This is a genomic window from Streptomyces sp. NPDC059866 (assembly GCF_042731325.1).
In the GTDB taxonomy this organism is placed as follows: domain Bacteria; phylum Actinomycetota; class Actinomycetes; order Streptomycetales; family Streptomycetaceae; genus Streptomyces; species Streptomyces flavusporus.
The window spans coordinates 21,204-43,170 of sequence record NZ_JBHWJT010000012.1; the positions used below are offsets into that span (position 1 = coordinate 21,204).

Sequence of the window (21,967 nt, forward strand, 5' to 3'; positions counted from 1 at the left end):
CAGTGCCGCGGCAGGCGACGTTCGCCCCGTCGCGAGGGGCGGAACGTCGCCTGCCGCGGCACCTAGGACCGGCGACGGATCTTGTCGCCGAGCCACACGAGCGGGGCGTACTTGCGGTCCACGGCCCGTTCCTTCAGCGGGATCAGCGCATTGTCCGTGATCCTGATGCCCTCGGGGCAGACCTCCGTACAGCACTTGGTGATGTTGCAGTAGCCGAGGCCGTGTTCGTCCTGGGCGGTGCGCTTGCGGTCGAGCCCCGTGTCCGCCGCCGCGTCCAGGGGGTGCATGTCCAGTTCGGCGACCCGCATCAGGAAACGCGGCCCGGCGAACGCCTGCTTGTTCTCCTCGTGGTCACGGACCACATGGCAGGTGTCCTGGCACAGGAAGCACTCGATGCACTTACGGAACTCCTGTGACCGGTCCACGTCCTCCTGCATCATGCGGTACTCGCCCGGCCCGAGCCCGGCGGGCGGCACGAACGCCGGGACCTCACGCGCCTTGGTGTAGTTGAAGCCGACGTCGGTGACGAGATCCCGTACGACCGGGAAGGCCCGCAGCGGAGTGACGGTGATCGTCTCCTCGCGGTCGAACACCGACATCCGGGTCATGCACAGCAGCCGGGGCCGCCCGTTGATCTCCGCCGAGCACGAACCGCACTTGCCCGCCTTGCAGTTCCAGCGCACGGCCAGGTCGGGGGCCTGGGTGGCCTGGAGGCGGTGGATGATGTCCAGGACCACCTCTCCGTCGTTCACCTCGACCTTGAAGTCCTCCAGGCCGCCCCCGTCGGCGTCCCCGCGCCACACCTTGAAGCGCGCCTCGTAGCTGCTCATTCGTAGAGCTCCTCTTCGGCGAGGTACTTGACCAGCTCCTCCTTGTCGAAGAGGGCGAGCAGGTCGGGACGGATGGGTTCGGTGGTCTCGCGGGTGAGGGCGATCTGGCCGCGGACGGGGTCCGTGGCAGCCAGCCCGCCCGTGGGGTCGGTGAGTCGGCAGAGCAGGTTGATACGGCGCCACCTGCGGTCCATCGTCGGGTGGTCCTCGCGGGTGTGCCCGCCGCGCGACTCCGTGCGCTCCAGCGCGGCCCGCGCCACGCACTCGCTGACCAGCAGCATGTTCCGCAGGTCCAGGGCGAGGTGCCAGCCCGGGTTGAACTGGCGGTGGCCCTCGACGCCCGCCCGCCGGGCCCGTACCCGCAGCTCGGCCAGCTTCTCCAGGGCCTGCTTCATCTCCGCGTCACGGCGGATGATGCCGACCAGGTCGTTCATCGTCTGCTGGAGTTCCTGGTGGAGGGTGTACGGGTTCTCCGGCGGCCCGCCGGCCGGCTCCTCCGCCTCCGCCTCGGCCGAGAACGGGCGCAGCGCCTCCGCGGCCGCGGCGTCCACCTGGACGTCGTCCACCCGCGGACGATCCGCCGCCCCCGTCGCGTACTCGGCGGCGTGCAGTCCCGCCCGGCGGCCGAACACCAGCAGGTCGGACAGCGAGTTGCCGCCGAGCCGGTTGGAGCCGTGCATCCCGCCGGCCACCTCACCGGCCGCGTACAGCCCCGGCACCCCGCGTGCCGCCGCGGTGTCGGAGTCGACGGCGATACCGCCCATCACGTAGTGGCAGGTGGGCCCGACCTCCATCGCCTCGGCCGTGATGTCGACGTCGGCCAGCTCCTTGAACTGGTGGTACATCGACGGCAGCCGGCGTTTGATCACCTCGGCGGGCATCCGTGTCGACACGTCCAGGAAGACACCGCCGTGCGGGGAGCCGCGGCCCTCCTTGACCTCGGAGTTGATGGCCCGGGCGACCTCGTCGCGGGGGAGCAGCTCCGGGGGACGCCGGTTGTTGTCCGGGTCCTCGTACCAGCGGTCGGCCTCGTCCTCGGTCTCGGCGTACTTCTCCTTGAAGACGTCCGGGATGTAGTCGAACATGAACCGGTTGCCGTCGGAGTTCCTGAGCACCCCGCCGTCGCCGCGCACCGACTCGGTGACGAGGATGCCCTTCACCGAGGGCGGCCAGACCATCCCCGTCGGGTGGAACTGCACGAACTCCATGTTCAGCAGGGGAGCGCCGGCGAGCAGGGCCAGCGCGTGGCCGTCGCCGGTGTACTCCCACGAGTTCGACGTGACCTTGAAGGACTTGCCGATGCCGCCCGTGGCGATCACGACCGCGGGGGCCTCCAGGACGAAGAAACGGCCGGACTCACGCTCGTAGGCGAAGACGCCCGAGACCTTCCCGCCGTCCTTCAGGACGCGGGTGACCGTGCACTCCTGGAACACCTTCAGCCGGGACTCGTAGTCCCCGGTCTCCTTGAAGTCCTCCTGCTGGAGCGCGACGATCTTCTGCTGGAGGGTGCGGATCAGCTCGAGCCCCGTGCGGTCGCCGACATGGGCCAGCCGCGGGTACTCGTGGCCGCCGAAGTTGCGCTGCGAGATCCGGCCGTCCTTCGTACGGTCGAACAGGGCGCCCCAGGTCTCCAGCTCCCACACCCGGTCCGGGGCCTCCTGCGCATGCAGCTCGGCCATCCGCCACTGGTTGAGGAACTTGCCGCCGCGCAGGGTGTCACGGAAGTGCACCTGCCAGTTGTCGTGCGGGTTCGCGTTGGCCATCGCGGCGGCGATACCGCCCTCGGCCATCACCGTGTGCGCCTTGCCGAACAGCGACTTGCAGATCACGGCCGTACGGGCGCCCCGCTCGCGCGCCTCGATCGCGGCCCGCAGCCCGGCGCCGCCCGCGCCGACCACGACGACGTCCCACTCCTGTCGCTCCACCACGGACATCAGAAGGCCCCACCCATCTAGAAGAAGCGCGGATCGTCGAAGACACCGGACGCGACGAGATAGACGTAGAAGTCGGCGAGCGCCACGCTCACCAACGACGTCCAGGCGAGCAGCATGTGGCGGGCGTTCAGCTTCCCGACCCACTGCCACATCCGGTAGCGCACGGGGTGTTTGGAGAAGTGCTTGAGCTTGCCGCCCACGATGTGCCGGCAGGAGTGGCAGGAGAGGGTGTACGCCCAGATCAGCACGATGTTGACCAGGAACACGAGGGTGCCGAGGCCCATGTGGCCCCAGTCGTAGTGCTCGTCGCGGAACGCGAGCACGGTGTCGTAGGTCAGGATGCCGGCCACCGGGATCGCCGCGTAGAAGAAGTACCGGTGGATGTTCTGCAGGATCAGCGGGAAGCGGGTCTCGCCGGTGTACTTCTTGTGCGGCTCGGCCACCGCGCAGGCCGGCGGGGACGCCCAGAAGCCCCGGTAGTAGGCCTTGCGGTAGTAGTAGCAGGTCAGGCGGAAGCCGAGCGGGAAGATCAGGATGATGATCGCGGGGGAGATCCCCCACCAACTGCCGAAGAGCTCCCAGTTGGGGCCCGCCTTCATCGGCTCGCAGTTCTCCGCCAGACAGGGGGAGTAGAAGGGCGAGACGTACGGGGCCGCGTAGTAGTCGGCGTTCGCGAAGGCCCGCCAGGTCGAGTACACGACGAAGGCGAGCAGCCCGGCGGCCGTGGCGGCCGGCGCCAGCCACCAGCGGTCGGTGCGCAGGTGCGGGGCGGCGATCGCGGCGCGCGGGGCGGCGTGGACGCCGCCGCCGGGCGGATGGGGATCTGTGGTTGTGGGTTCCGTACCAGTGGCCAACGTATGACTCCGGTCGGTTCGGGATGCTGAGGCGGCTCAGGGTGCGTGCCGGTCGCGGGCGCCGAGACCCTCGTCGTCCGAGTCCGTCCACAGGGAGTAGTCGTAGGGGGCGTCGGAGATCGTGACGAGCTCGGGGCGCCGGGCCGAGGGCGAGGCGTGCGTCGCCTCGCGCAGCAGCGCGACGCTCTCACGCAGGTGCTCGCAGTCGGTGCGGACCCGCCGTATGTCGAGCCCGCCGCTGCCGAGCTGCTGTTCCAGGCGGCTCACCGACCGGGACATGTCGTCGAGACACCGCTGGACTGACATCAGTTCGTCGTGCACGGACATGACGTGACCTCACTTCCGTCGGCTGTGCGGCCGTGGGCGGCAACGGTCATGCGCCTGCGAGTGTTGCGCGTCACACCGGCTGCTGGGAAGGGACGTGCACCGATTGGCCGAGGCGTGTGGGTGCATCCCGTGGTGCATTGCGCCACACGGGTGAGCTTCCGGGCCGTCGCCGCCGTGTCGCCCTGTGTTGCCGAACCCTTTCCTCTTCAGTGACGGCATACCGCTGAATACATCTGATCAGCACCATATACCGCCAAAAGTGATCGTAACCCCCGCGGCTCCCGGAGGTAACCAGAGATGTCCCACGACGGCGTCGGACCCAGGCCCGCTCGTCAATCTCCCGCCTGCCGCGCGACGAGAGGGCCCGGCGCGGTCATGCGCTCGGTCGCCTTCCTCACCGCGGGAGCGCTCGCGGTGACCGCCCTGGGCGGGTGCAGCTCCGAGGACCCGGCCGGCAAGCCCCTGGCCGGCCAGGACATCGCCCCTGCCGCCCGGTCCCAGGTCGCCGACGGCGGCACCCTGCGCTGGGCCGTGGACGCCGTACCGGAGACCCTGAACACCTTCCAGGCCGACGCCGACGCGACTACCAGCCGTATCGCCCAGGCCGTCCTGCCGTCGATGTACCGGCTGAACGCGAGCGGCCGGCCGGAGATCAACTCCGACTACCTCGAATCCGCCGAGGTCGTTGACACCGAGCCCCGGCAGGTCGTCCTCTACAAGCTCCACCAGCAGGCCGTCTGGAGCGACGGCCGCGAGATCGGCGCCGCCGACTTCGCCGCCCAGTGGCGCGCCCTGTCCGGCAAGGACACCGCCTACTGGACCGCCCGCAACGCCGGGTACGACCGCATCGAGCGGATCGAGCGCGGCGCCAACGACCTCGAGGTCAAGGTCACCTTCGCCCGGCCCTACGCCGACTGGCAGTCGCTGTTCTCGCCGCTGTACCCCAAGGAGGTCATGGGCACGCCCGACTCCTTCAACGACGGGGCCCGCAAGAAGCTCAAGGTCACCGCCGGGCCCTTCACCGTGCAGGAGGTCGACCGCAAGGACGACGAGGTCACCCTCGTCCGCAGTCCGCGCTGGTGGGGCGACCCGGTCAAGCTCTCCGAGATCGTGCTGCGGGCCGTACCGCGCGAGGAGCGCGCCGACGCGCTGGCCGCCGGCACGATCGACCTCGCCGAGATCGACGCCCCGGCGGCCCGGCGCATCGCCCTCGCCGCCGCCGGGCCGGGCGGCACCGGCGCGCCCCGCCAGGGCGGCGACCGGGACACCGACGACCCCAAGGCGCCGAGCCCTTCGGCCGACCCGAGCGGCTCCGACGAGAGCGGCTCCGACGGAAGCACCGCCGACGAGAGCGTCGCCGACGAGAGCACCGCCGACGGGAGCGCCTCCGACGAGGAGAGCGGCGGCGCCCGCGCGGGGGGCAGCCAGTCCGCCGCCGACGCCACGCGGGCCCTGCGCGGCTTCGAGGTCCGCAAGTCCCTGGAACCGGCCTACACCCAGCTCGCCCTCAACGGCGCCGACGGTCCGCTCGCCGACGAGCGGGTGCGCCGGGCCGTGGCCCGCGCCCTCGACCGGAAGGAGCTGGCGAAGGCCGTCCTCAAGCCGCTGGGCCTGCCCGCCGAGCCGGTCGGCTCCCACCTCGCCCTGTCCGGCCAGGCCGCCTACGCCGACAGCAGCGGCGCGCTCGGCGGCCAGGACACCGACGAGGCGCAGGCGCTGCTCGCGGACGCCGGGTGGGTACCGGGCGGCCCGGTCAGGAAACAGAAGAAGGAGAACGCGGCGGGACCGGAGGGAGAGCCGGCCGAGGGGAACTCCACGGACGACGGCACGTACATCGTCGGCGAAGACAACAAGGGCCGCACGGACGCCGAGCTCGAGGAGGCCGAGGAGTACCGCCGGCAGCTCGCCCAGGACGGAAAGCAGCACCACCAGGGCGGCGGGGCACCCGGCGCGTACGCCCCCAAGGGCACCGCCGCCCCCGCGGGCGCACCGGCCGGTCCCCTCGCCAAGGACGGCCGCCCGCTCACCCTGCGCTTCGTGCTCCCCTCCGGGCCGGGCTCCCGGGCTCTGCACACGGTCGCCGACCGCATCTCACGCATGCTGGAACGGCTCGGCATCCACACCGAGACGACGAAGGTCCCCGAGGAGAGCTACTTCAAGGACCACATCGCCTCCGGCGAGTACGACCTCGCCCTGTACTCCTGGCCCGCGTCCGCCTTCCCCGCCACCGACGCCCGCCCCATCTACGCCAAGCCGGTCCCGGCCGCCGACGGCTCCCTCACCGTCGAGCAGAACTACACCCGGGTCGGCACCGACCAGGTCGACCAGCTCTTCGACCAGGCCGTCGCGACCCTCGACCAGGAGGAGTCCCGCGACCTGGTCCGCAAGGCCGACGCCCGCATCTGGGCGGCCGCCGGCTCCATCCCCCTCTACCAGCGCCCCCAGCTGATCGCCGCGCGGAAGAACCTCGCCAACACGGGCGCCTTCGGCTTCGCGACGCCGGTCTACGAGGACATGGGCTTCCTGAAGAAGGGCGCGGGGCGGGCAGCGGGCCCCTCGGCGTCGTAGCCACCCCGTCGGTCCGCGGGCATTCGTGCCGCCTGGGGCGATGGGGGTCCCCCCGCTCGAGCGAAGCCGAGAGTGGGGGAGGGTGGGCGCGGGCGGCACCCAGTAAGCGCCGGGCTGCGCGCCCGACCCCCGGCACCGGCGCCAGCCCCGGCGCCGCCCCCAAGCCCACCTGACCTGCACCGACACAACCCGTCCAGCCCCCACCCCGGCGGCCCCGTACCATGGGGTGAGGCCGTGGCGTGTCAAGCCCGGCAGGGCCCGCGTAACACAGATGTACGCGCAGGCCGTCCTCACCACTCCGGGAGTACGCCACACCATGGCCACGCGCCACGACATCCGCAACGTCGCCATCGTCGCCCACGTCGACCACGGCAAGACCACCATCGTCGACGCGATGCTCAAGCAGGCCGGTGCCTTCGCCGCGCACCAGCTCGACTCCGTCGACGACCGCATGATGGACTCGAACGACCTGGAGCGTGAGAAGGGCATCACGATCCTGGCCAAGAACACGGCGGTGAAGTACCACCCGAAGGACGGCGGGGACCCGATCACCATCAACATCATCGACACCCCCGGCCACGCCGACTTCGGCGGCGAGGTCGAGCGCGGTCTGTCGATGGTCGACGGCGTCGTCCTGCTGGTGGACGCCTCCGAGGGCCCGCTGCCGCAGACCCGCTTCGTGCTGCGCAAGGCCCTCCAGCAGCGGCTGCCCGTCATCCTCTGCATCAACAAGACGGACCGCCCGGACTCGCGGATCGACGAGGTCGTCAACGAGACCTACGACCTCTTCCTCGACCTGGACGCCGACGAGGACCAGATCGAGTTCCCGATCGTCTACGCCTGCGGCCGCGACGGCATCGCCTCGCTGACCAAGCCGCAGGACGGCACGGTCCCGGCCGACAGTGACAGCCTGGAGCCGTTCTTCTCCACGATCCTGGAGCACATCCCGGCCCCGACCTACGACGAGGGCGCCCCGCTCCAGGCCCACGTCACCAACCTCGACGCCGACAACTTCCTCGGCCGTATCGCGCTGCTGCGCGTCCAGCAGGGCGAGCTGCGCAAGGGCCAGACGGTGGCCTGGATGAAGCGCGACGGCAGTGTGCACAACGTCCGTATCTCCGAGCTGCTGATGACCGAGGCGCTCACCCGCGGCCCGGCGGAGAAGGCCGGCCCCGGTGACATCTGCGCCGTCGCCGGTATCCCGGACATCATGATCGGCGAGACCCTGGCCGACACCGAGAACCCGGTCGCGCTGCCGCTGATCACGGTCGACGAGCCCGCGATCTCGATGGTCATCGGCACCAACACCTCCCCGCTGGTCGGCCGTGGCGCCACCGGCAAGGGCGCCGACAACAAGGCGGCCGTGAAGGACCGCAAGGTGACGGCCCGTCAGGTCAAGGACCGCCTGGACCGCGAGCTGATCGGCAACGTCTCGCTCCGCGTCCTCGACACCGAGCGGCCGGACGCCTGGGAGGTGCAGGGCCGCGGCGAGCTGGCGCTGGCCATCCTCGTCGAGACCATGCGCCGTGAGGGCTACGAGCTGACCGTCGGCAAGCCCCAGGTCGTCACCAAGGACGTCGACGGCAAGACGTACGAGCCGGTCGAGCGGATGACGATCGACGTGCCCGAGGAGCACATGGGCGCCGTCACGCAGCTCATGGGTGTCCGCAAGGGCCGGATGGACAACATGTCCAACCACGGCTCGGGCTGGGTCCGTATGGAGTTCGTGGTCCCGTCCCGCGGTCTGATCGGTTTCCGGACGGAGTTCCTCACCCAGACCCGCGGTACGGGCATCGCCCACTCGATCCACGAGGGCTTCGAGCCGTGGTTCGGCGCCCTTCAGACCCGTAACAACGGCTCGCTCGTCGCCGACCGCTCCGGTGCCGTCACCGCCTTCGCGATGACGAATCTTCAGGAGCGCGGCGTGCTCTTCGTGGAGCCGGGCACCGAGGTGTACGAGGGCATGATCGTCGGCGAGAACTCCCGCTCCGACGACATGGACGTCAACATCACCAAGGAGAAGAAGCTCACCAACATGCGCTCCTCCACGGCCGATGTGACCGAGTCGATCGTCCCGCCGCGCAAGCTGTCGCTGGAGCAGTCGCTGGAGTTCTGCCGCGACGACGAGTGCGTCGAGGTGACCCCGGAGGCCGTTCGCATCCGCAAGGTGAACCTGGACGCCCGCGAGCGGGCCCGCGCCGCGAGCCGCGCCAAGCACGGCTGACGCGCCCTCACCGGCACGTCGGACGACCCGGGCCTCCCCCCCAGGAGGAGGGCCGGGTCGTCGCGTTCAGACGGCTTTCAGATGCCCTTGGAGGGCTGTTCGCATATCGGTGCCTCGGCGATCAAGTTTCGGACATGTAAACAAAAATCCCTCCCGGTATGCCCGATTCGCCGATTTACCGTCTCACCTGTCAAGCGCGCGCAGGTGTCAATCTTTGCAATTTTTGCTCAAAAAATGGGCGGTAGGGAGATCCCTGTGTCTTCCGCCCTTGACGCGCGTTGATGCACTTGGCGAAAGTTCCCCCAAACCACAGAACCTGCCGGTATCTGTGCTGCGCTCGACTCTCCAACCCCCCGGGGGAAGAACACACATGACCAGTCCAACCAAGGCCGAGGGCTCGGGGTCCGCGGTCGCCTTGGACCCAGAGCTCGCGGCGACCTCGGAAGTCGCCAAGGGTGCCAAGAAGCTTGAGGGTCGTTCCCCCGGGCAGTTGATGTGGCAGCGCTTCAAGCGTGACCGTACAGGGATGTTCTGTGCCGGCGTAGTGATTTTCTACTTCGTCGTCGCGCTGTGCGCCCCGCTGCTCACCGCGATCAGCGGCACCAACCCGTACACCCTGTACGGTCAGGACCCCACGTACGCGGACCAGCCCGTGCTGGACGACTTCGGGCTGCCGCTGGGCTACTTCGGCGGAGTCTCGGCGGACCACTGGTTCGGTGTGGAGCCGCAGTACGGCCGTGATCTGTTCGCCATGCTGGTGTACGGCATGCGCACCTCGCTGTTCATGGCGCTGGGCGTGACCACGCTGCTGATGCTGACCGGCATCATCGTCGGCATGGTCGGCGGCTACTTCGGTGGGCGGACCGACTACTGGCTCGGCCGGGTCACCGACTTCTTCCTCTCGTTCCCGCAGCAGCTGTTCTTCATCGCCTTCATGCCCGTCGTGACCGCGTTCTTCGTGGACCCGCGGGAGGAGACCCCCACGTACTTCCGCGCGTTGGCGATCCTGATCGTGCTGTGGCTGCTGGGCTGGATGGGTATGGCGCGTATCGTCCGCTCCACCGTGCTGTCGCTGCGTGAGCGGGAGTTCGTCGAGGCCGCCAAGGTCGCCGGCGCGTCCCCGGGGCGCATCGTCCGCAAGGAGATCCTGCCGAACATCGTCTCGCCGATCCTGATCCAGTTCACGTACCAGCTGCCCAGCACCATCCTCACCATCGCCTTCCTCTCCTTCGCCGGTGTCGGTTTCGTCGAGCCGACCCCGGACTGGGGACGACTGTTCGCCGCCGGCGCCAAGTACGCCGAGCAGGACCCGGCGTTCATGTTCTTCCCCGGGGTGGCGCTGGTGATCTTCATCCTGTGCTTCAACCTCCTCGGAGACTCCGTACGGGATGCCTTCGACCCCAAGTCCGGGCGGTAATCGTCCATTGGTGGGGGGTGACTGCCGCCCCCGCGACGGCCTACCAGCCGCGTCAGGCAGTACTCATGGATAACAACCGACAGGTAGGTGCATTCACCGCTATGAAGTCGTTCACCTCGCGCAGAGCGCGCGCCATAGTCGTCGCCATCGCGGCCGGCTCCCTCGCGCTCACGGGCTGCTCGGAGAACACGGGCACGAACTCCAACAAGGACTCCAAGGAGGACCAGAAGGAGGCGGCCACCCAGTCGAAGGCCGTCACCTACGCCGACGCCGCGGCCTCGACCGGCCCGGCCGAGGAGGTCCCCGGCGCCAAGAGCGGCGGCACCATCCAGGTCTACCAGGAGGCGGGCCTGTCCCACCTGGACCCGGGCCAGATCTACGTCTCCGACGCCGGCCAGGTCGCCAACCTGCTCTTCCGCGGGCTGACGAACTTCGAGGAGGACGGCAAGGGCGGCGTCTCGGTCGTCGGCGACCTCGCGACCGACTCCGGCAAGTCCTCCGACGGCGGCAAGACCTGGACGTTCACGCTCAAGGACGGCATCAAGGACCAGAACGGCAAGGAGATCACCTCCGCCGACGTCCGTCACACCGTCGAGCGTCAGTACGCGGAGTTCATCTTCGACGGCCCGACGTACCTGCAGACCTGGCTGAGCGGTGCGGACTACCGCAAGGCGCTGCCGGACGGCGGCTACGGCAAGAAGCACCTGCCGGACTCGGTCCTGGAGACCCCGGACGACAAGACCGTCATCTTCCACTTCGACACCGCGCGTCCGGACCTGCCGCAGACGCTGGCCATGCCGGGCTACTCCGTCGTGCCGGAGGAGTCCGACACGAAGGAGAAGTACGACAAGGCCCCGGTCGCCACCGGCCCGTACAAGATCGCCGAGTACAAGATCGGCAAGTCCCTCAAGCTCGTCAAGAACGACCAGTGGGACCCGAAGACCGACGCCGTGCGCCACCAGTACCTGGACGGCTGGAACTTCGACTTCGGTGTCACCGAGTCGACCCAGACCAAGCGTCTGATCGCCGACCAGGGTGACGCCAAGAACGCCATCCAGCTCACCGGCAGCGTCGAGGCCACCCAGATCCAGGACGTCGTCGGCGACGCCGTCGTCAACAAGCGCACGATCAAGGGCTACCAGCCCTACGTCCAGGTGCTGAACTTCAACCTGGACAAGGTCAAGAACAAGAAGGTCCGCGACGCCATCACCTACGCGGTGAACTCCAAGTCGCTGATCGCCGGCGAGGGTGGTGCCTACGGCGGTGACGTGGCCCCGAACCTGTTCGCCCCGACCCTGCCGGGCTACGAGGCGTCCTACGACCCGTACGGCCGTCTGAAGACGCCCCAGGGCAACATCGAGAAGGCCAAGGAGCTCCTCGCGGACGTCCCGGCCGCCGAGAAGAAGCTCGTCTTCGCCTACGCCAACAGCGAGGCGGGTCAGAAGCGCAAGGTCGCCATCGAGGACGCGCTGACCAAGGTCGGCATCGACGTCGTCTCCAAGGAAATCGACGCCGCCAGCTACTACGAGCAGATCGGCAAGCTCGACAACCCGTACGACATCTACATCTCCGGCTGGGGCCAGGACTGGCCGTCCCCGGCCACGGTCGTCACGCCGGTCTACGACGGTGACCAGATCGCCGAGGGTTCGCCGAACTACTCGCACATCGACGACCCGAAGGTCCAGGAGCTGATCAAGAAGGCCCTGACCCAGGAGCCGACCGAGGCCGCGAAGACCTGGATCGAGGCGCACCACTACATCCTGGAGGAGGTCAACCCGGCCGCTCCGCTGTGGTACACCAAGCAGCTCCAGCTCTACGGCTCGAACATCGGCGGTGCCCGCTACAGCACCGAGTCCAGCTACATCGACGTCACCCGACTGTTCCTGAAGTCGTAACTCTCTACGGCTGATCGCGGGGGTGCGCACCAGGCGGAGCGCACCCCCGCGGTTCCGCGTAAACCTCCCACCGTCTCCGCAGAGAGCAGCCTTCCCGCCATGCTTCAGTTCATCATCCGGCGCACTGTCGGTGCTGTCGTCACCCTGTTTCTCATCGGCGCCGCAACCTTCTTCCTCTTCGTCGCGGCGCCATCCGACTACGCCTCTCTGGCCTGTGGCAGGGACTGCTCGCCCGCGAGACTGGAGGACATCCGTGAGGCGCTCGGCCTCAACCTGCCAGTGGCCCAGCAGTTCTGGGACTTCATGTCGGGCATCGTCGTCGGCCGTGACTTCCCCGACGGCCACTGTGCCGCTCCGTGCCTCGGCCAGTCGTTCTACTCGGGCGACATGGTCTGGGACACGATCATGGACCGCTTCCCGCTGACCATCTCGCTGACCATCGGCGCCATGGTCGTCTTCCTCACCGTCGGCATCGGCGCGGGCATGCTCGCCGCCTACCGGCGCGGCTCCGCGATCGACAAGATCGCCACCGGCACGTCCATGGTGCTCAGCTCGTTCCAGATCTACTTCCTCGGCCCCATCGTGCTGCTGATCTTCGTGTACAGCACCGGCTGGGTGGAGGACCCCAAGTACGTGCCGTTCACGGACGATCCGTTCGGCTGGCTCGCCGGGCTGTGGATTCCCATGGTCGTGATGGCCACCATCTTCACCGCCCAGTACACGCGTATGGCGCGCGCCTCCCTCGTGGAGCAGCTCGCCGAGGAGCACGTGCGCACCGCCCGGGCCAAGGGCATGCCGAAGCAGTACGTCTTCTTCCGCTACGCCTGGCGCGGTTCGCTCATCCCGATCGTCACCGTCCTCGGCATCGACCTCAGCTCGCTGCTCGGCGGCGGTGTGGTCACCGAACTGACCTTCTCCCTCCAGGGCATCGGACGCCTCGCGGTGGACGGCGCGGTCAACAAGGACCTCCCGCTGACGATGGGCGTCATGCTGGTCGGAGCCTTCGTCATCCTGCTCCTGAACATCCTCGTCGACATCGTGTACGCCTGGATCGACCCGCGCGTCCGGCTCTCCTAGGAAGAACGAACCACCGTGACCACACTGACCAAGACCGAGGACGCCCCGGCCCCGACCGGGCCCGAGAGCTTCCTCTCGGTCCGTGACCTGCGGGTGCAGTTCTCCACCGAGGACGGCATCGTCAAGGCGGTCGACGGACTGTCCTTCGATGTCGAGCGCGGCAAGACCCTGGGCATCGTCGGCGAGTCCGGCTCCGGCAAGTCCGTCACCAACCTGACGATCCTCGGCCTGCACAACCCGCGGACCACCACCGTCGACGGCGAGATCGTCCTCGACGGCAAGGAACTCGTCACCGCCACCGAGAAGGAGCTGGAGCAGCTCCGCGGCAACAAGATGGCGATGATCTTCCAGGACCCGCTGACCGCCCTCTCCCCGTACTACACGGTGGGCCGCCAGCTGTCCGAGCCGTACCGGAAGCACACCGGCGCCTCCAAGAAGGAGGCCAAGGACCGGGCGATCCAGATGCTGGAGAAGGTCGGCATCCCGCAGCCCAAGGTGCGCTTCGACGACTACCCGCACCAGTTCTCCGGCGGTATGCGCCAGCGCGCGATGATCGCCATGGCGCTGATGTGCGACCCCGATCTGCTGATCGCCGACGAGCCGACCACCGCGCTCGACGTGACCGTGCAGGCGCAGATCCTGGACCTGCTCAAGGACCTCCAGCAGGAGTTCGGCTCCGCGATCATCTTCATCACCCACGACCTCGGCGTCATCTCCAACATGGCCGACGACCTGCTGGTGATGTACGCCGGCCGGGCCGTGGAGCGCGGCAGCGTCAAGGAGGTGCTGCGCACCCCGAAGCACCCCTACACCTGGGGCCTGCTCAGCTCCATGCCGCGTCTGGACGGCGACATCCACACCGAGCTGACGCCGATCCCGGGCTCCCCGCCCTCCCTGCTCAACCCGCCGTCGGGCTGCCCCTTCCACCCGCGCTGCGCCTTCAAGGACAAGGTGTCGGGCACGCTCTGCACGGACGTACGGCCGCCGCTGGGCGAGGGCCGTGACTCCGCGTGCCACCTCACGGCCGAGCAGAAGCAGACCATCTTCATCGACGAGATCCAGCCCCGGCTGCGCTAGGGAGAACCGAGATCATGAGCGAGAACCTCACCCTCCCCGCACAGCAGGGCTCCACCGATCCGACCCCGCCGGAAACCCTCCTCGAGGTCAAGGGGCTCACGAAACACTTCCCGATCTACGGCGGCTTCCCGATCAAACGGAAGGTCGGCGCGGTCCAGGCCGTGGACGGCGTCGACCTGACCGTCGGCGTCGGCGAGAGCCTCGGCCTGGTCGGCGAGTCCGGCTGCGGCAAGTCGACCACCGGCCGGCTCATCACGCGCCTGCTGGCGCCGACGGCCGGACAGATCACCTACGCCGGGCGGGACATCACGCACGCATCCCGTCGGCAGCTCGCGCCGGTGCGGTCCGAGATCCAGATGATCTTCCAGGACCCGTACTCCTCGCTGAACCCTCGGCAAACCGTCGGCACGATCATCAAGTCGCCGATGGAGGTCAACGGGATCAACCCCGAGGGCGGCCGGGAGAAGCGGGTCCGGGAGCTGCTGGAGCTGGTCGGCCTCAACCCCGAGCACTACAACCGCTTCCCGCACGAGTTCTCCGGCGGCCAGCGTCAGCGCATCGGCGTGGCGCGGGCGCTCGCGCTGAACCCGAAGCTGATCGTCGCCGACGAGCCGGTCTCCGCGCTGGACGTGTCGATCCAGGCGCAGGTGGTGAACCTGCTGCAGAAGGTGCAGCAGGAGCTGGGCATCGCCTTCGTGTTCATCGCCCACGACCTGGCCATCGTGCGGCACTTCTCGCAGCGTGTCGCCGTCATGTACCTCGGCAAGGTGGTCGAGGTCGGCGACCGGGACTCGATCTACAACCGGCCGCGGCACCCGTACACGCACGCCCTGCTGTCCGCGGTGCCCGAGGTCGGGATCGACGACGAGAGCGAGAGCCGGGAGCGGATCCGCCTCGCCGGCGACGTGCCCTCGCCGATCCACCCGCCGTCCGGCTGCCGCTTCCGCACCCGCTGCTGGAAGGCGCAGGACAAGTGCGCCACCGAGGAGCCGCCGCTGGTCCAGCTCTCCGGCAACCGGTCCGGCCACCTGACGGCCTGCCACTTCCCGGAGGACCCGACCACGGAGGCCCGCGACGAGGACGTCGTCCTCGACCCGGCGCTGAAGGCGCTGGAGGAGAACCAGGACTGAGCCCCTGGCTTGACGCTAGGCCCGCCGTACGACGTTGATGATCTCGGGGCTGGCGGGGGTGAACGGCCCCCGCCCCCAGTCCCCGAACCGCTGCCGTACGGCGAGCCCGGCCTCGTCCAGGAACCGGTCCAGGGCGTCCACACCGAGGAACCTCAACGTGTTGCGGCTGACCTGGGGCTCGTCCCAGCGCGGACCGTCGAAGGTCCCGGTGAACGACACCCGGTCCCCGTGGACCGGCGTCTCCGCCTCGTGCCACAGACGCACCACGTCCCCGTCCGGGCCGCGGGCCTCGTGGATCCGGTCCGGGGTCCAGGACTCCCAGGCGCGGGCGGCCGGATTGCGCGTCTCGAACACGAACGCGCCGTGCGGGGCGAGGCTCCGGCGGACCGCGGCGAGCGAACGCCGCAGCTCCTCGTCGCCGAGCAGCTCCTGAAAGGCGTGCCCGGTCATCACGACCAGGTCGAACTCCTCGTGCCACCAGGTGCAGGCCAGGTCCCCGAGCACCCACTCGACCTCCCGGGTCGCGCGTCGGGCCCGTACGAGCATCGCGGCGGCCGGATCGAGGCCGGTGAGCCGCCCCCGGTGCCCCGCCTCCCGCGCCTGCCGCAGCAGCCGCCCGGTTCCGCAGCCGACGTCGAGCACGGCACCGGCGGACATCACCAGATCGAGGTAGAAGTCGTCACCCGCTCCCCATGGGTTGAGGGCCTCATACAGTTCGACGAGAGCGGCGTCACGGTAGGAACGATCACCCATCCGGGCAGTGTGCCTGCTGTACGGCGGATCAGTACACGAATCCGGGATTTACGCGCGAAGAACGAACACATCGCAACGGCTCGCAGCCCCATCACCCCCAGCCGCCCCGTATTTCACCCGCACCCCCTCCCTCACTAGCCCAAAGAGCCGCACGCCTATGCATGGCGCACCGTTTGGTCGGATATTGGCCGTTATGGGGCCGGCGTCCCGGCGACGGCGGTAGGGCACTGCATGAGGAGGGACTCCATGCGTAGAGCCACACACGCCACATGGGCCGTGTATGCGGTCGCGGCAGCCCTCGTGGCGACCGCCTGCGGCGGGGGCGGCGGCAGTGCCGGCGACAGCGGTGCGGTGCTGAGCTCCTCCTGGGGCGACCCGCAGAACCCGCTGGAGCCGGCCAACACCAACGAGGTGCAGGGCGGCAAGGTCCTCGACATGATCTTCCGGGGCCTGAAGAAGTACAACCCCGAGACCGGCAAGGCCGAGGACATGCTCGCCGAGAGCATCAAGACGACCGACTCACGGAACTTCACCGTCACCATCAAGGACGGCTGGACCTTCAGCAACGGCGAACCGGTCACCGCCCGGTCCTTCGTCGACGCCTGGAACTACGGCGCGAGCCTGGAGAACAACCAGCGCAACGCCTACTTCTTCAGCTACATCGAGGGCTACGACAAGGTCCACCCCGAGGACGGCAGTGACCAGAGCGCCGACACCCTGTCCGGCCTGAAGGTCACCGGCGACCGCACCTTCACCGTCCGGCTCAGCCAGAAGTTCTCCACCTTCCCCGACACCCTCGGCTACCCCGCCTTCGCCCCGCTGCCCCGGGCGTTCTTCGACGACCACGACGCCTGGCTCAGCAGGCCCGTCGGCAACGGCCCGTACAGCGTCGACTCGTACGTCAAGGGCTCCCAGATGTCCCTGCGCGCCTGGGACGCCTACCCCGGCCCCGACAAGGCCCGGAACGGCGGCGTCGACCTCAAGGTCTACACCGACAACAACACCGCCTACACCGACCTGATGGCCGGCAACCTCGACCTCGTCGACGACGTCCCCGCCTCCCAGCTCAAGAACGTCCGCAGCGACCTCGGCGACCGTTACCTCAACACCCCCGCCGGCATCCTCCAGACCCTCGCCTTCCCCTACTACGACAGGAACTGGAACCGGCCCGGCATGGACAAGGTCCGCAAGGGCCTGTCCCGGGCGATCGACCGCAAGCAGATCACCGAGACCATCTTCCGGAAGACCCGCACCCCCGCCACCGACTGGACCTCCCCGGTCCTCGGCGAGGACGGCGGATACAAGCCCGGGCTGTGCGGGCAGTGGTGCGAGTACGACGCCGTCGAGGCGAAGAAGCTGGTCCGCGAGGGCGGCGGACTGCCCGGAGGCCAGGTCAGGATCACGTACAACGCGGACACCGGCTCCCACAAGCAGTGGGTCGACGCGGTCTGCAACTCCATCAACAACGCCCTGGACAACGACCACGCCTGCGTCGGCAACCCGATCGGCACCTTCGCCGACTTCCGCGGCCAGATCACCGACCGCAAGATGGCCGGGCCGTTCCGCGCCGGCTGGCAGATGGACTACCCGCTGATCCAGAACTTCCTCCAGCCGCTCTACTACACCAACGCCTCCTCCAACGACGGCAAGTGGTCCGACGAGAAGTTCGACGACCTCATCGACCGGGCCAACGCCGAGTCCGACCCGGCCAAGGCGATCAGGACCTTCCAGCAGGCCCAGGAGGTCGTCCGGGACAACATGGCCGCCATCCCGCTCTGGTACCAGAACGGCAGTGCCGGCTACTCGGAGCGCCTTTCGGACGTGAAACTCAACCCGTTCAGCGTCCCCGTCTACGACCAGATCAAGGTCAGCTGAGGGGGCGCCATGGGACGGTATGTCGTCCGGCGCCTGCTGCAGATGCTCCCGGTCTTCGTCGGGGCCACCCTGCTGATCTTCCTGATGGTCAACGTGATGGGCGACCCCATCGCCGGGCTGTGCGGTGAGCGGGAGTGCGACCCGGCGACGACCGCCCGGCTCAGGAAGGAGTTCGGCCTCGACAAGCCGGTCTGGCAGCAATACCTGACCTACATGGGCAACGTCTTCACCGGCGACTTCGGCACCGCCTTCAACGGCCGGCCGGTCACCGAGCTGATGGCGTCCGCCTTCCCGGTCACCATCCGGCTGACGATCGTGGCGATCCTCTTCGAGATCGTCATCGGCATCACGCTGGGCGTCGTCACGGGGCTGCGCCGGGGCCACCCCGTCGACACCACGGTCCTGCTGATCACCCTCGTCGTCATCTCCGTGCCCACCTTCGTCACCGGCCTGCTGCTCCAGCTTCTGCTCGGCGTCCAGTGGGGCTGGATCAAACCGTCGGTGTCCCCCGAGGCCCGGTTCGACGAGCTGATCGTGCCCGGTCTCGTGCTCGCCTCCGTCTCCCTCGCCTACGTCACCCGTCTGACCCGCACCTCCATCGCGGAGAACCGGCGCTCCGACTACGTCCGTACGGCCGTCGCCAAGGGCCTGCCCCGACGCCGGGTGATCACCCGGCATCTGCTGCGCAACTCCCTGATCCCCGTGGTCACCTTCATCGGCACCGACATCGGCGCGCTGATGGGCGGCGCGATCGTCACCGAGCGGATCTTCAACATCCACGGCGTCGGCTACCAGCTCTACCAGGGGATTCTCCGGCAGAACACCCAGACCGTCGTCGGCTTCGTGACCGTCCTCGTCCTCGTCTTCCTGCTCGCCAACCTCCTCGTCGACCTTCTGTACGCCGTACTCGACCCGAGGATCCGCTATGCCTGAAACCAAGGAACCCGGCGGCGCGATCGCCGGCACCGGCATGGGAGGAGCGATGGACCTGGCCGCGAGCGAGGCGGAGACCCTGGAGAACCGTCCCGGCCGCCCCGACGGTGCGGGCACGTCCGGCAAACCCCGCTCCCTCTGGTCCGACGCCTGGCACGACCTGCGCCGCAACCCGGTCTTCATCATCTCGGGCCTGGTGATCTGCTTCCTGGTCGTCATCTCCCTGTGGCCGTCCCTGATCGCCTCCGGCAACCCCCTCAAGTGCGACCTCGCCAAGGCCCAGGAGGGCTCGCAGCCCGGCCATCCCTTCGGCTACGACGGTCAGGGCTGCGACGTCTACACGCGCACGGTCTACGGCGCCCGTACGTCCGTCGTGGTCGGCGTCTGCGCCACGCTCGGCGTCGCGATCCTGGGGAGCGTCCTCGGCGGGCTCGCCGGGTTCTTCGGCGGGATGTGGGACTCGGTCCTGTCGCGGATCACCGACATCTTCTTCGCGATCCCCGTCGTGCTCGGCGGCCTCGTCCTGCTGTCGGTCGTGACCAGCAACTCCATCTGGCCGGTCATCGGGTTCATGGTGCTGCTCGGCTGGCCGCAGATCTCCCGGATCGCCCGCGGCTCCGTCATCACCGTCAAACAGAACGACTACGTACAGGCCGCCCGCGCCCTCGGCTCCTCCAACTCCCGGCTGCTGCTGCGGCACATCGCACCCAACGCCGTGGCACCGGTGATCGTCGTGGCGACCATCGCGCTCGGCACGTACATCGCGCTGGAGGCGACCCTGTCGTACCTCGGTGTCGGCCTGAAGCCGCCCAGCGTGTCCTGGGGGATCGACATCTCGGCCGCCTCCCCGTACATCCGCAACGCCCCGCACGCGCTGCTGTGGCCCTCCGGAGCGCTGGCGATCACCGTGCTCGCGTTCATCATGCTCGGCGACGCGGTGCGCGACGCCCTCGACCCGAAGCTGAGGTGAGGTGCCGCCATGCTGCTCGAAGTGCGCGATCTGCACGTGGAGTTCCGGACCCGGGACGGGACCGCCAAGGCCGTCAACGGCGTCACCTGCAGCGTGGACGCCGGTGAGACCCTCGCCGTGCTCGGTGAGTCCGGTTCCGGCAAGTCCGTCACCGCCCAGGCCGTCATGGGCATCCTCGACATGCCGCCGGGCCGGATCACCGGCGGGGAGGTCCTCTTCCAGGGCCGGGACCTGCTGAAGCTCAAGGAGGACGAGCGGCGGAAGATCCGCGGCGCCGAGATGGCGATGATCTTCCAGGACGCGCTGTCGGCACTCAACCCCGTGCTGCCCGTGGGGGACCAGCTCGGCGAGATGTTCGTGGTCCACCGGGGCATGTCGAAGAAGGACGCGCGGGCCAGGGCCGTGGAGCTGATGGACCGCGTCCGCATCCCGGGCGCCAAGGAGCGGGTGAAGCAGTACCCGCACCAGTTCTCCGGCGGTATGCGCCAGCGCATCATGATCGCGATGGCGCTCGCCCTCGAACCGGCCCTGATCATCGCCGACGAGCCCACCACCGCCCTCGACGTCACCGTCCAGGCCCAGGTCATGGACCTGCTGGCGGAGCTCCGGCGCGAACTGAACATGGGGCTGATCCTCATCACCCACGACCTCGGCGTGGTCGCCGACGTCGCCGACCGGATCGCGGTGATGTACGCGGGCCGGATCGTGGAGTCGGCGCCGGTGCACGACATCTACAAGGCGCCGGCCCACCCCTACACCAGGGGCCTGCTCGACTCCATCCCGCGTCTGCACCACAAGGGCCAGGAGCTCTACGCCATCAAGGGTCTGCCGCCCAACCTCATGAACATCCCGCCGGGCTGCGCGTTCCACCCGCGCTGCCCGATGGCCCGGGACGTGTGCCGCACCGACGTACCCCCGCTGTACGAGGTGACCCCGTCGGACGGGACCCGGGGAAGTGCCTGCCACTTCTGGAGGGAGTGCCTGCATGGCTGAGCCGATTCTGGAGGTCAGCGGGCTCGTCAAGCACTACCCGCTGACGCGGGGCGTCCTCTTCAAGAAGCAGGTCGGCTCGGTGAAGGCCGTCGACGGTGTCGACTTCACCCTCGACCGCGGCGAAACCCTCGGCATCGTCGGTGAGTCCGGCTGCGGCAAGTCCACGGTCGCCAGAATGCTGGTCAGCCTGGAGAAGCCGACAGCCGGAGTGATCAGGTACCGGGGCGAGGACATCACCCAGCTGTCCGGCAAGGCCCTGAAGGCCGTACGGCGCAACATCCAGATGGTGTTCCAGGACCCGTACACCTCCCTCAACCCCCGTATGACGGTGGGCGACATCATCGGGGAGCCGTACGAGATCCATCCCGAGGTGGCCCCCAAGGCCGACCGGCGCAGACGCGTCCAGGAGCTGCTGGACGTCGTGGGCCTCAACCCCGAGTACATCAACCGCTATCCGCACCAGTTCTCCGGCGGCCAGCGCCAACGCATCGGCCTCGCACGGGGTTTGGCGCTGCGCCCGGAGATCATCGTCGCCGACGAACCGGTGTCCGCGCTGGACGTGTCCGTCCAGGCCCAGGTCATCAACCTGATGGAGCGCCTGCAGAACGAGTTCGAGCTGTCGTACATCTTCATCGCGCACGACCTGTCGATCGTCCGGCACATCTCGGACCGGGTCGGCGTCATGTACCTCGGCAGGATCGTGGAGACCGGCCGGGACGCCGAGATCTACGACCATCCCACCCACCCCTACACCCAGGCGCTGCTCTCCGCGGTCCCCGTGCCCGACCCGGAGGCCCGTGAACGGCGCGAGCGCATCATCCTCTTCGGCGACGTGCCCTCCCCGACGAACATCCCCTCCGGCTGCCGCTTCCGCACCCGCTGCTGGAAGGCGCAGGAACGCTGCACGCTGGAGGTGCCGGCGCTCGCGGTCCCCGCGGAGTTCAGGCCGGCGGGCGGTCCTGCGGCCCACGACTCCGCCTGCCACTTCGCGGAGGAGAAACAGGTGGTGCCGCCGGAGGAGACGCGGTAACACGGAGGCAACTCCACTGACCCGATTCCGATATACGGACGCGTCAGTCTGTAGAGCGTACGGCCGTGCGGGTGCCGTAA

General features: G+C 68.8%; 17 protein-coding genes. 12 read left to right on the forward strand and 5 right to left on the reverse strand.

Annotation, left to right across the window (positions count from 1 at the left end):
- Nucleotides 1–62: 62 nt before the first annotated feature.
- The 4 genes from ACFV7R_RS19540 to ACFV7R_RS19555 are packed head-to-tail and all read right to left on the reverse strand — an operon-like array spanning nt 63 to nt 3,945.
- The gene (locus tag ACFV7R_RS19540) at nt 63–830 is read right to left on the reverse strand and encodes a succinate dehydrogenase/fumarate reductase iron-sulfur subunit (protein WP_385264832.1); all 768 of its coding nucleotides are present in this window, start codon (nt 828–830) and stop codon (nt 63–65) included.
- A complete protein-coding gene (locus ACFV7R_RS19545) occupies nt 827–2,764 on the reverse strand; it encodes a fumarate reductase/succinate dehydrogenase flavoprotein subunit (protein WP_385264835.1) in 1,938 nt (645 codons plus the stop codon). The genes ACFV7R_RS19540 and ACFV7R_RS19545 overlap by 4 nt, the downstream gene beginning before the upstream one ends.
- 17 nt (nt 2,765–2,781) lie before the next feature.
- A complete protein-coding gene (locus tag ACFV7R_RS19550) occupies nt 2,782–3,618 on the reverse strand; it encodes a hypothetical protein (protein ID WP_385264837.1) in 837 nt (278 codons plus the stop codon).
- Nucleotides 3,619–3,654: 36 nt separating this feature from the next.
- Entirely contained in the window at nt 3,655–3,945 is a 291-nt protein-coding gene (locus tag ACFV7R_RS19555) for a hypothetical protein (RefSeq protein WP_385264840.1), read from the reverse strand.
- Between the two features lie 297 nt (nt 3,946–4,242).
- Between ACFV7R_RS19555 and ACFV7R_RS19560 the strand changes: the two genes are divergently transcribed.
- The 7 genes from ACFV7R_RS19560 to ACFV7R_RS19590 all read left to right on the forward strand — a co-directional run bounded on the left by ACFV7R_RS19560 (nt 4,243) and on the right by ACFV7R_RS19590 (nt 15,333).
- Nucleotides 4,243–6,513, forward strand: a complete 2,271-nt coding sequence (locus ACFV7R_RS19560; protein WP_385264842.1) for an ABC transporter family substrate-binding protein — start codon at nt 4,243–4,245, stop codon at nt 6,511–6,513.
- A 316-nt stretch (nt 6,514–6,829) separates the two neighbouring features.
- Nucleotides 6,830–8,737 (forward strand): translational GTPase TypA, encoded by a 1,908-nt coding sequence (gene typA, locus ACFV7R_RS19565; protein ID WP_385264845.1) that lies wholly within the window; start codon nt 6,830–6,832, stop codon nt 8,735–8,737.
- 370 nt (nt 8,738–9,107) lie between these two features.
- Nucleotides 9,108–10,154, forward strand: coding sequence for an ABC transporter permease (locus tag ACFV7R_RS19570; RefSeq protein ID WP_385264847.1), 1,047 nt, complete (start codon nt 9,108–9,110; stop codon nt 10,152–10,154).
- A gap of 101 nt (nt 10,155–10,255) precedes the next feature.
- Nucleotides 10,256–12,049: an ABC transporter substrate-binding protein gene (locus tag ACFV7R_RS19575; RefSeq protein ID WP_385264850.1), complete on the forward strand. Its 1,794-nt coding sequence runs from the start codon at nt 10,256–10,258 to the stop codon at nt 12,047–12,049.
- A gap of 99 nt (nt 12,050–12,148) precedes the next feature.
- Nucleotides 12,149–13,126, forward strand: a complete 978-nt coding sequence (locus tag ACFV7R_RS19580; RefSeq protein ID WP_385264852.1) for an ABC transporter permease — start codon at nt 12,149–12,151, stop codon at nt 13,124–13,126.
- Between the two features lie 15 nt (nt 13,127–13,141).
- Nucleotides 13,142–14,203, forward strand: a complete 1,062-nt coding sequence (locus tag ACFV7R_RS19585) for an ABC transporter ATP-binding protein (protein ID WP_385264854.1) — start codon at nt 13,142–13,144, stop codon at nt 14,201–14,203.
- A gap of 14 nt (nt 14,204–14,217) precedes the next feature.
- Nucleotides 14,218–15,333: an ABC transporter ATP-binding protein gene (locus tag ACFV7R_RS19590; protein WP_385264857.1), complete on the forward strand. Its 1,116-nt coding sequence runs from the start codon at nt 14,218–14,220 to the stop codon at nt 15,331–15,333.
- A 15-nt stretch (nt 15,334–15,348) separates the two neighbouring features.
- Here ACFV7R_RS19590 and ACFV7R_RS19595 read toward each other — a convergent pair whose 3' ends face one another.
- Nucleotides 15,349–16,086: a class I SAM-dependent methyltransferase gene (locus ACFV7R_RS19595; RefSeq protein ID WP_385264860.1), complete on the reverse strand. Its 738-nt coding sequence runs from the start codon at nt 16,084–16,086 to the stop codon at nt 15,349–15,351.
- Nucleotides 16,087–16,332: 246 nt separating this feature from the next.
- On the opposite strand from ACFV7R_RS19595, the gene ACFV7R_RS19600 reads away from it, so the two are divergent.
- From ACFV7R_RS19600 to ACFV7R_RS19620, 5 genes are read left to right on the forward strand one after another with little or no spacing between them, the layout of a single operon-like run.
- Nucleotides 16,333–17,961, forward strand: a complete 1,629-nt coding sequence (locus tag ACFV7R_RS19600) for an ABC transporter substrate-binding protein (RefSeq protein WP_385264862.1) — start codon at nt 16,333–16,335, stop codon at nt 17,959–17,961.
- 9 nt (nt 17,962–17,970) lie between these two features.
- The gene (locus ACFV7R_RS19605) at nt 17,971–18,894 is read left to right on the forward strand and encodes an ABC transporter permease (RefSeq protein WP_385264865.1); all 924 of its coding nucleotides are present in this window, start codon (nt 17,971–17,973) and stop codon (nt 18,892–18,894) included.
- Nucleotides 18,887–19,864 carry an ABC transporter permease gene (locus ACFV7R_RS19610; RefSeq protein ID WP_385264867.1) on the forward strand — a complete coding sequence of 326 codons (978 nt, stop codon included), beginning with the start codon at nt 18,887–18,889 and terminating at the stop codon, nt 19,862–19,864. The genes ACFV7R_RS19605 and ACFV7R_RS19610 overlap by 8 nt, the downstream gene beginning before the upstream one ends.
- Before the next feature lie 9 nt (nt 19,865–19,873).
- The gene (locus tag ACFV7R_RS19615; RefSeq protein WP_385264870.1) at nt 19,874–20,857 is read left to right on the forward strand and encodes an ABC transporter ATP-binding protein; all 984 of its coding nucleotides are present in this window, start codon (nt 19,874–19,876) and stop codon (nt 20,855–20,857) included.
- On the forward strand, nt 20,850–21,887 hold the full coding sequence (locus tag ACFV7R_RS19620) for an ABC transporter ATP-binding protein (RefSeq protein WP_385264872.1): 1,038 nt from the start codon (nt 20,850–20,852) through the stop codon (nt 21,885–21,887). Before ACFV7R_RS19615 ends, ACFV7R_RS19620 begins: the two co-directional genes overlap by 8 nt.
- Nucleotides 21,888–21,967: the final 80 nt, after the last annotated feature.

Bases quoted from the DNA above. Each gene is read 5' to 3' on its own strand.
- ACFV7R_RS19545 (WP_385264835.1), bottom strand. From the start codon at position 2,764: ATGTCCGTGGTGGAGCGACAGGAGTGGGACGTCGTCGTGGTCGGCGCG.
- typA (WP_385264845.1), top strand. From the start codon at position 6,830: ATGGCCACGCGCCACGACATCCGCAACGTCGCCATCGTCGCCCACGTC.
- ACFV7R_RS19580 (WP_385264852.1), top strand. From the start codon at position 12,149: ATGCTTCAGTTCATCATCCGGCGCACTGTCGGTGCTGTCGTCACCCTG.
- ACFV7R_RS19570 (WP_385264847.1), top strand. From the start codon at position 9,108: ATGACCAGTCCAACCAAGGCCGAGGGCTCGGGGTCCGCGGTCGCCTTG.
- ACFV7R_RS19590 (WP_385264857.1), top strand. From the start codon at position 14,218: ATGAGCGAGAACCTCACCCTCCCCGCACAGCAGGGCTCCACCGATCCG.
- ACFV7R_RS19560 (WP_385264842.1), top strand. From the start codon at position 4,243: ATGTCCCACGACGGCGTCGGACCCAGGCCCGCTCGTCAATCTCCCGCC.
- ACFV7R_RS19600 (WP_385264862.1), top strand. From the start codon at position 16,333: ATGCGTAGAGCCACACACGCCACATGGGCCGTGTATGCGGTCGCGGCA.
- ACFV7R_RS19605 (WP_385264865.1), top strand. From the start codon at position 17,971: ATGGGACGGTATGTCGTCCGGCGCCTGCTGCAGATGCTCCCGGTCTTC.
- ACFV7R_RS19615 (WP_385264870.1), top strand. From the start codon at position 19,874: ATGCTGCTCGAAGTGCGCGATCTGCACGTGGAGTTCCGGACCCGGGAC.
- ACFV7R_RS19555 (WP_385264840.1), bottom strand. From the start codon at position 3,945: ATGTCCGTGCACGACGAACTGATGTCAGTCCAGCGGTGTCTCGACGAC.
- ACFV7R_RS19575 (WP_385264850.1), top strand. From the start codon at position 10,256: ATGAAGTCGTTCACCTCGCGCAGAGCGCGCGCCATAGTCGTCGCCATC.
- ACFV7R_RS19610 (WP_385264867.1), top strand. From the start codon at position 18,887: ATGCCTGAAACCAAGGAACCCGGCGGCGCGATCGCCGGCACCGGCATG.
- ACFV7R_RS19595 (WP_385264860.1), bottom strand. From the start codon at position 16,086: ATGGGTGATCGTTCCTACCGTGACGCCGCTCTCGTCGAACTGTATGAG.
- ACFV7R_RS19540 (WP_385264832.1), bottom strand. From the start codon at position 830: ATGAGCAGCTACGAGGCGCGCTTCAAGGTGTGGCGCGGGGACGCCGAC.
- ACFV7R_RS19620 (WP_385264872.1), top strand. From the start codon at position 20,850: ATGGCTGAGCCGATTCTGGAGGTCAGCGGGCTCGTCAAGCACTACCCG.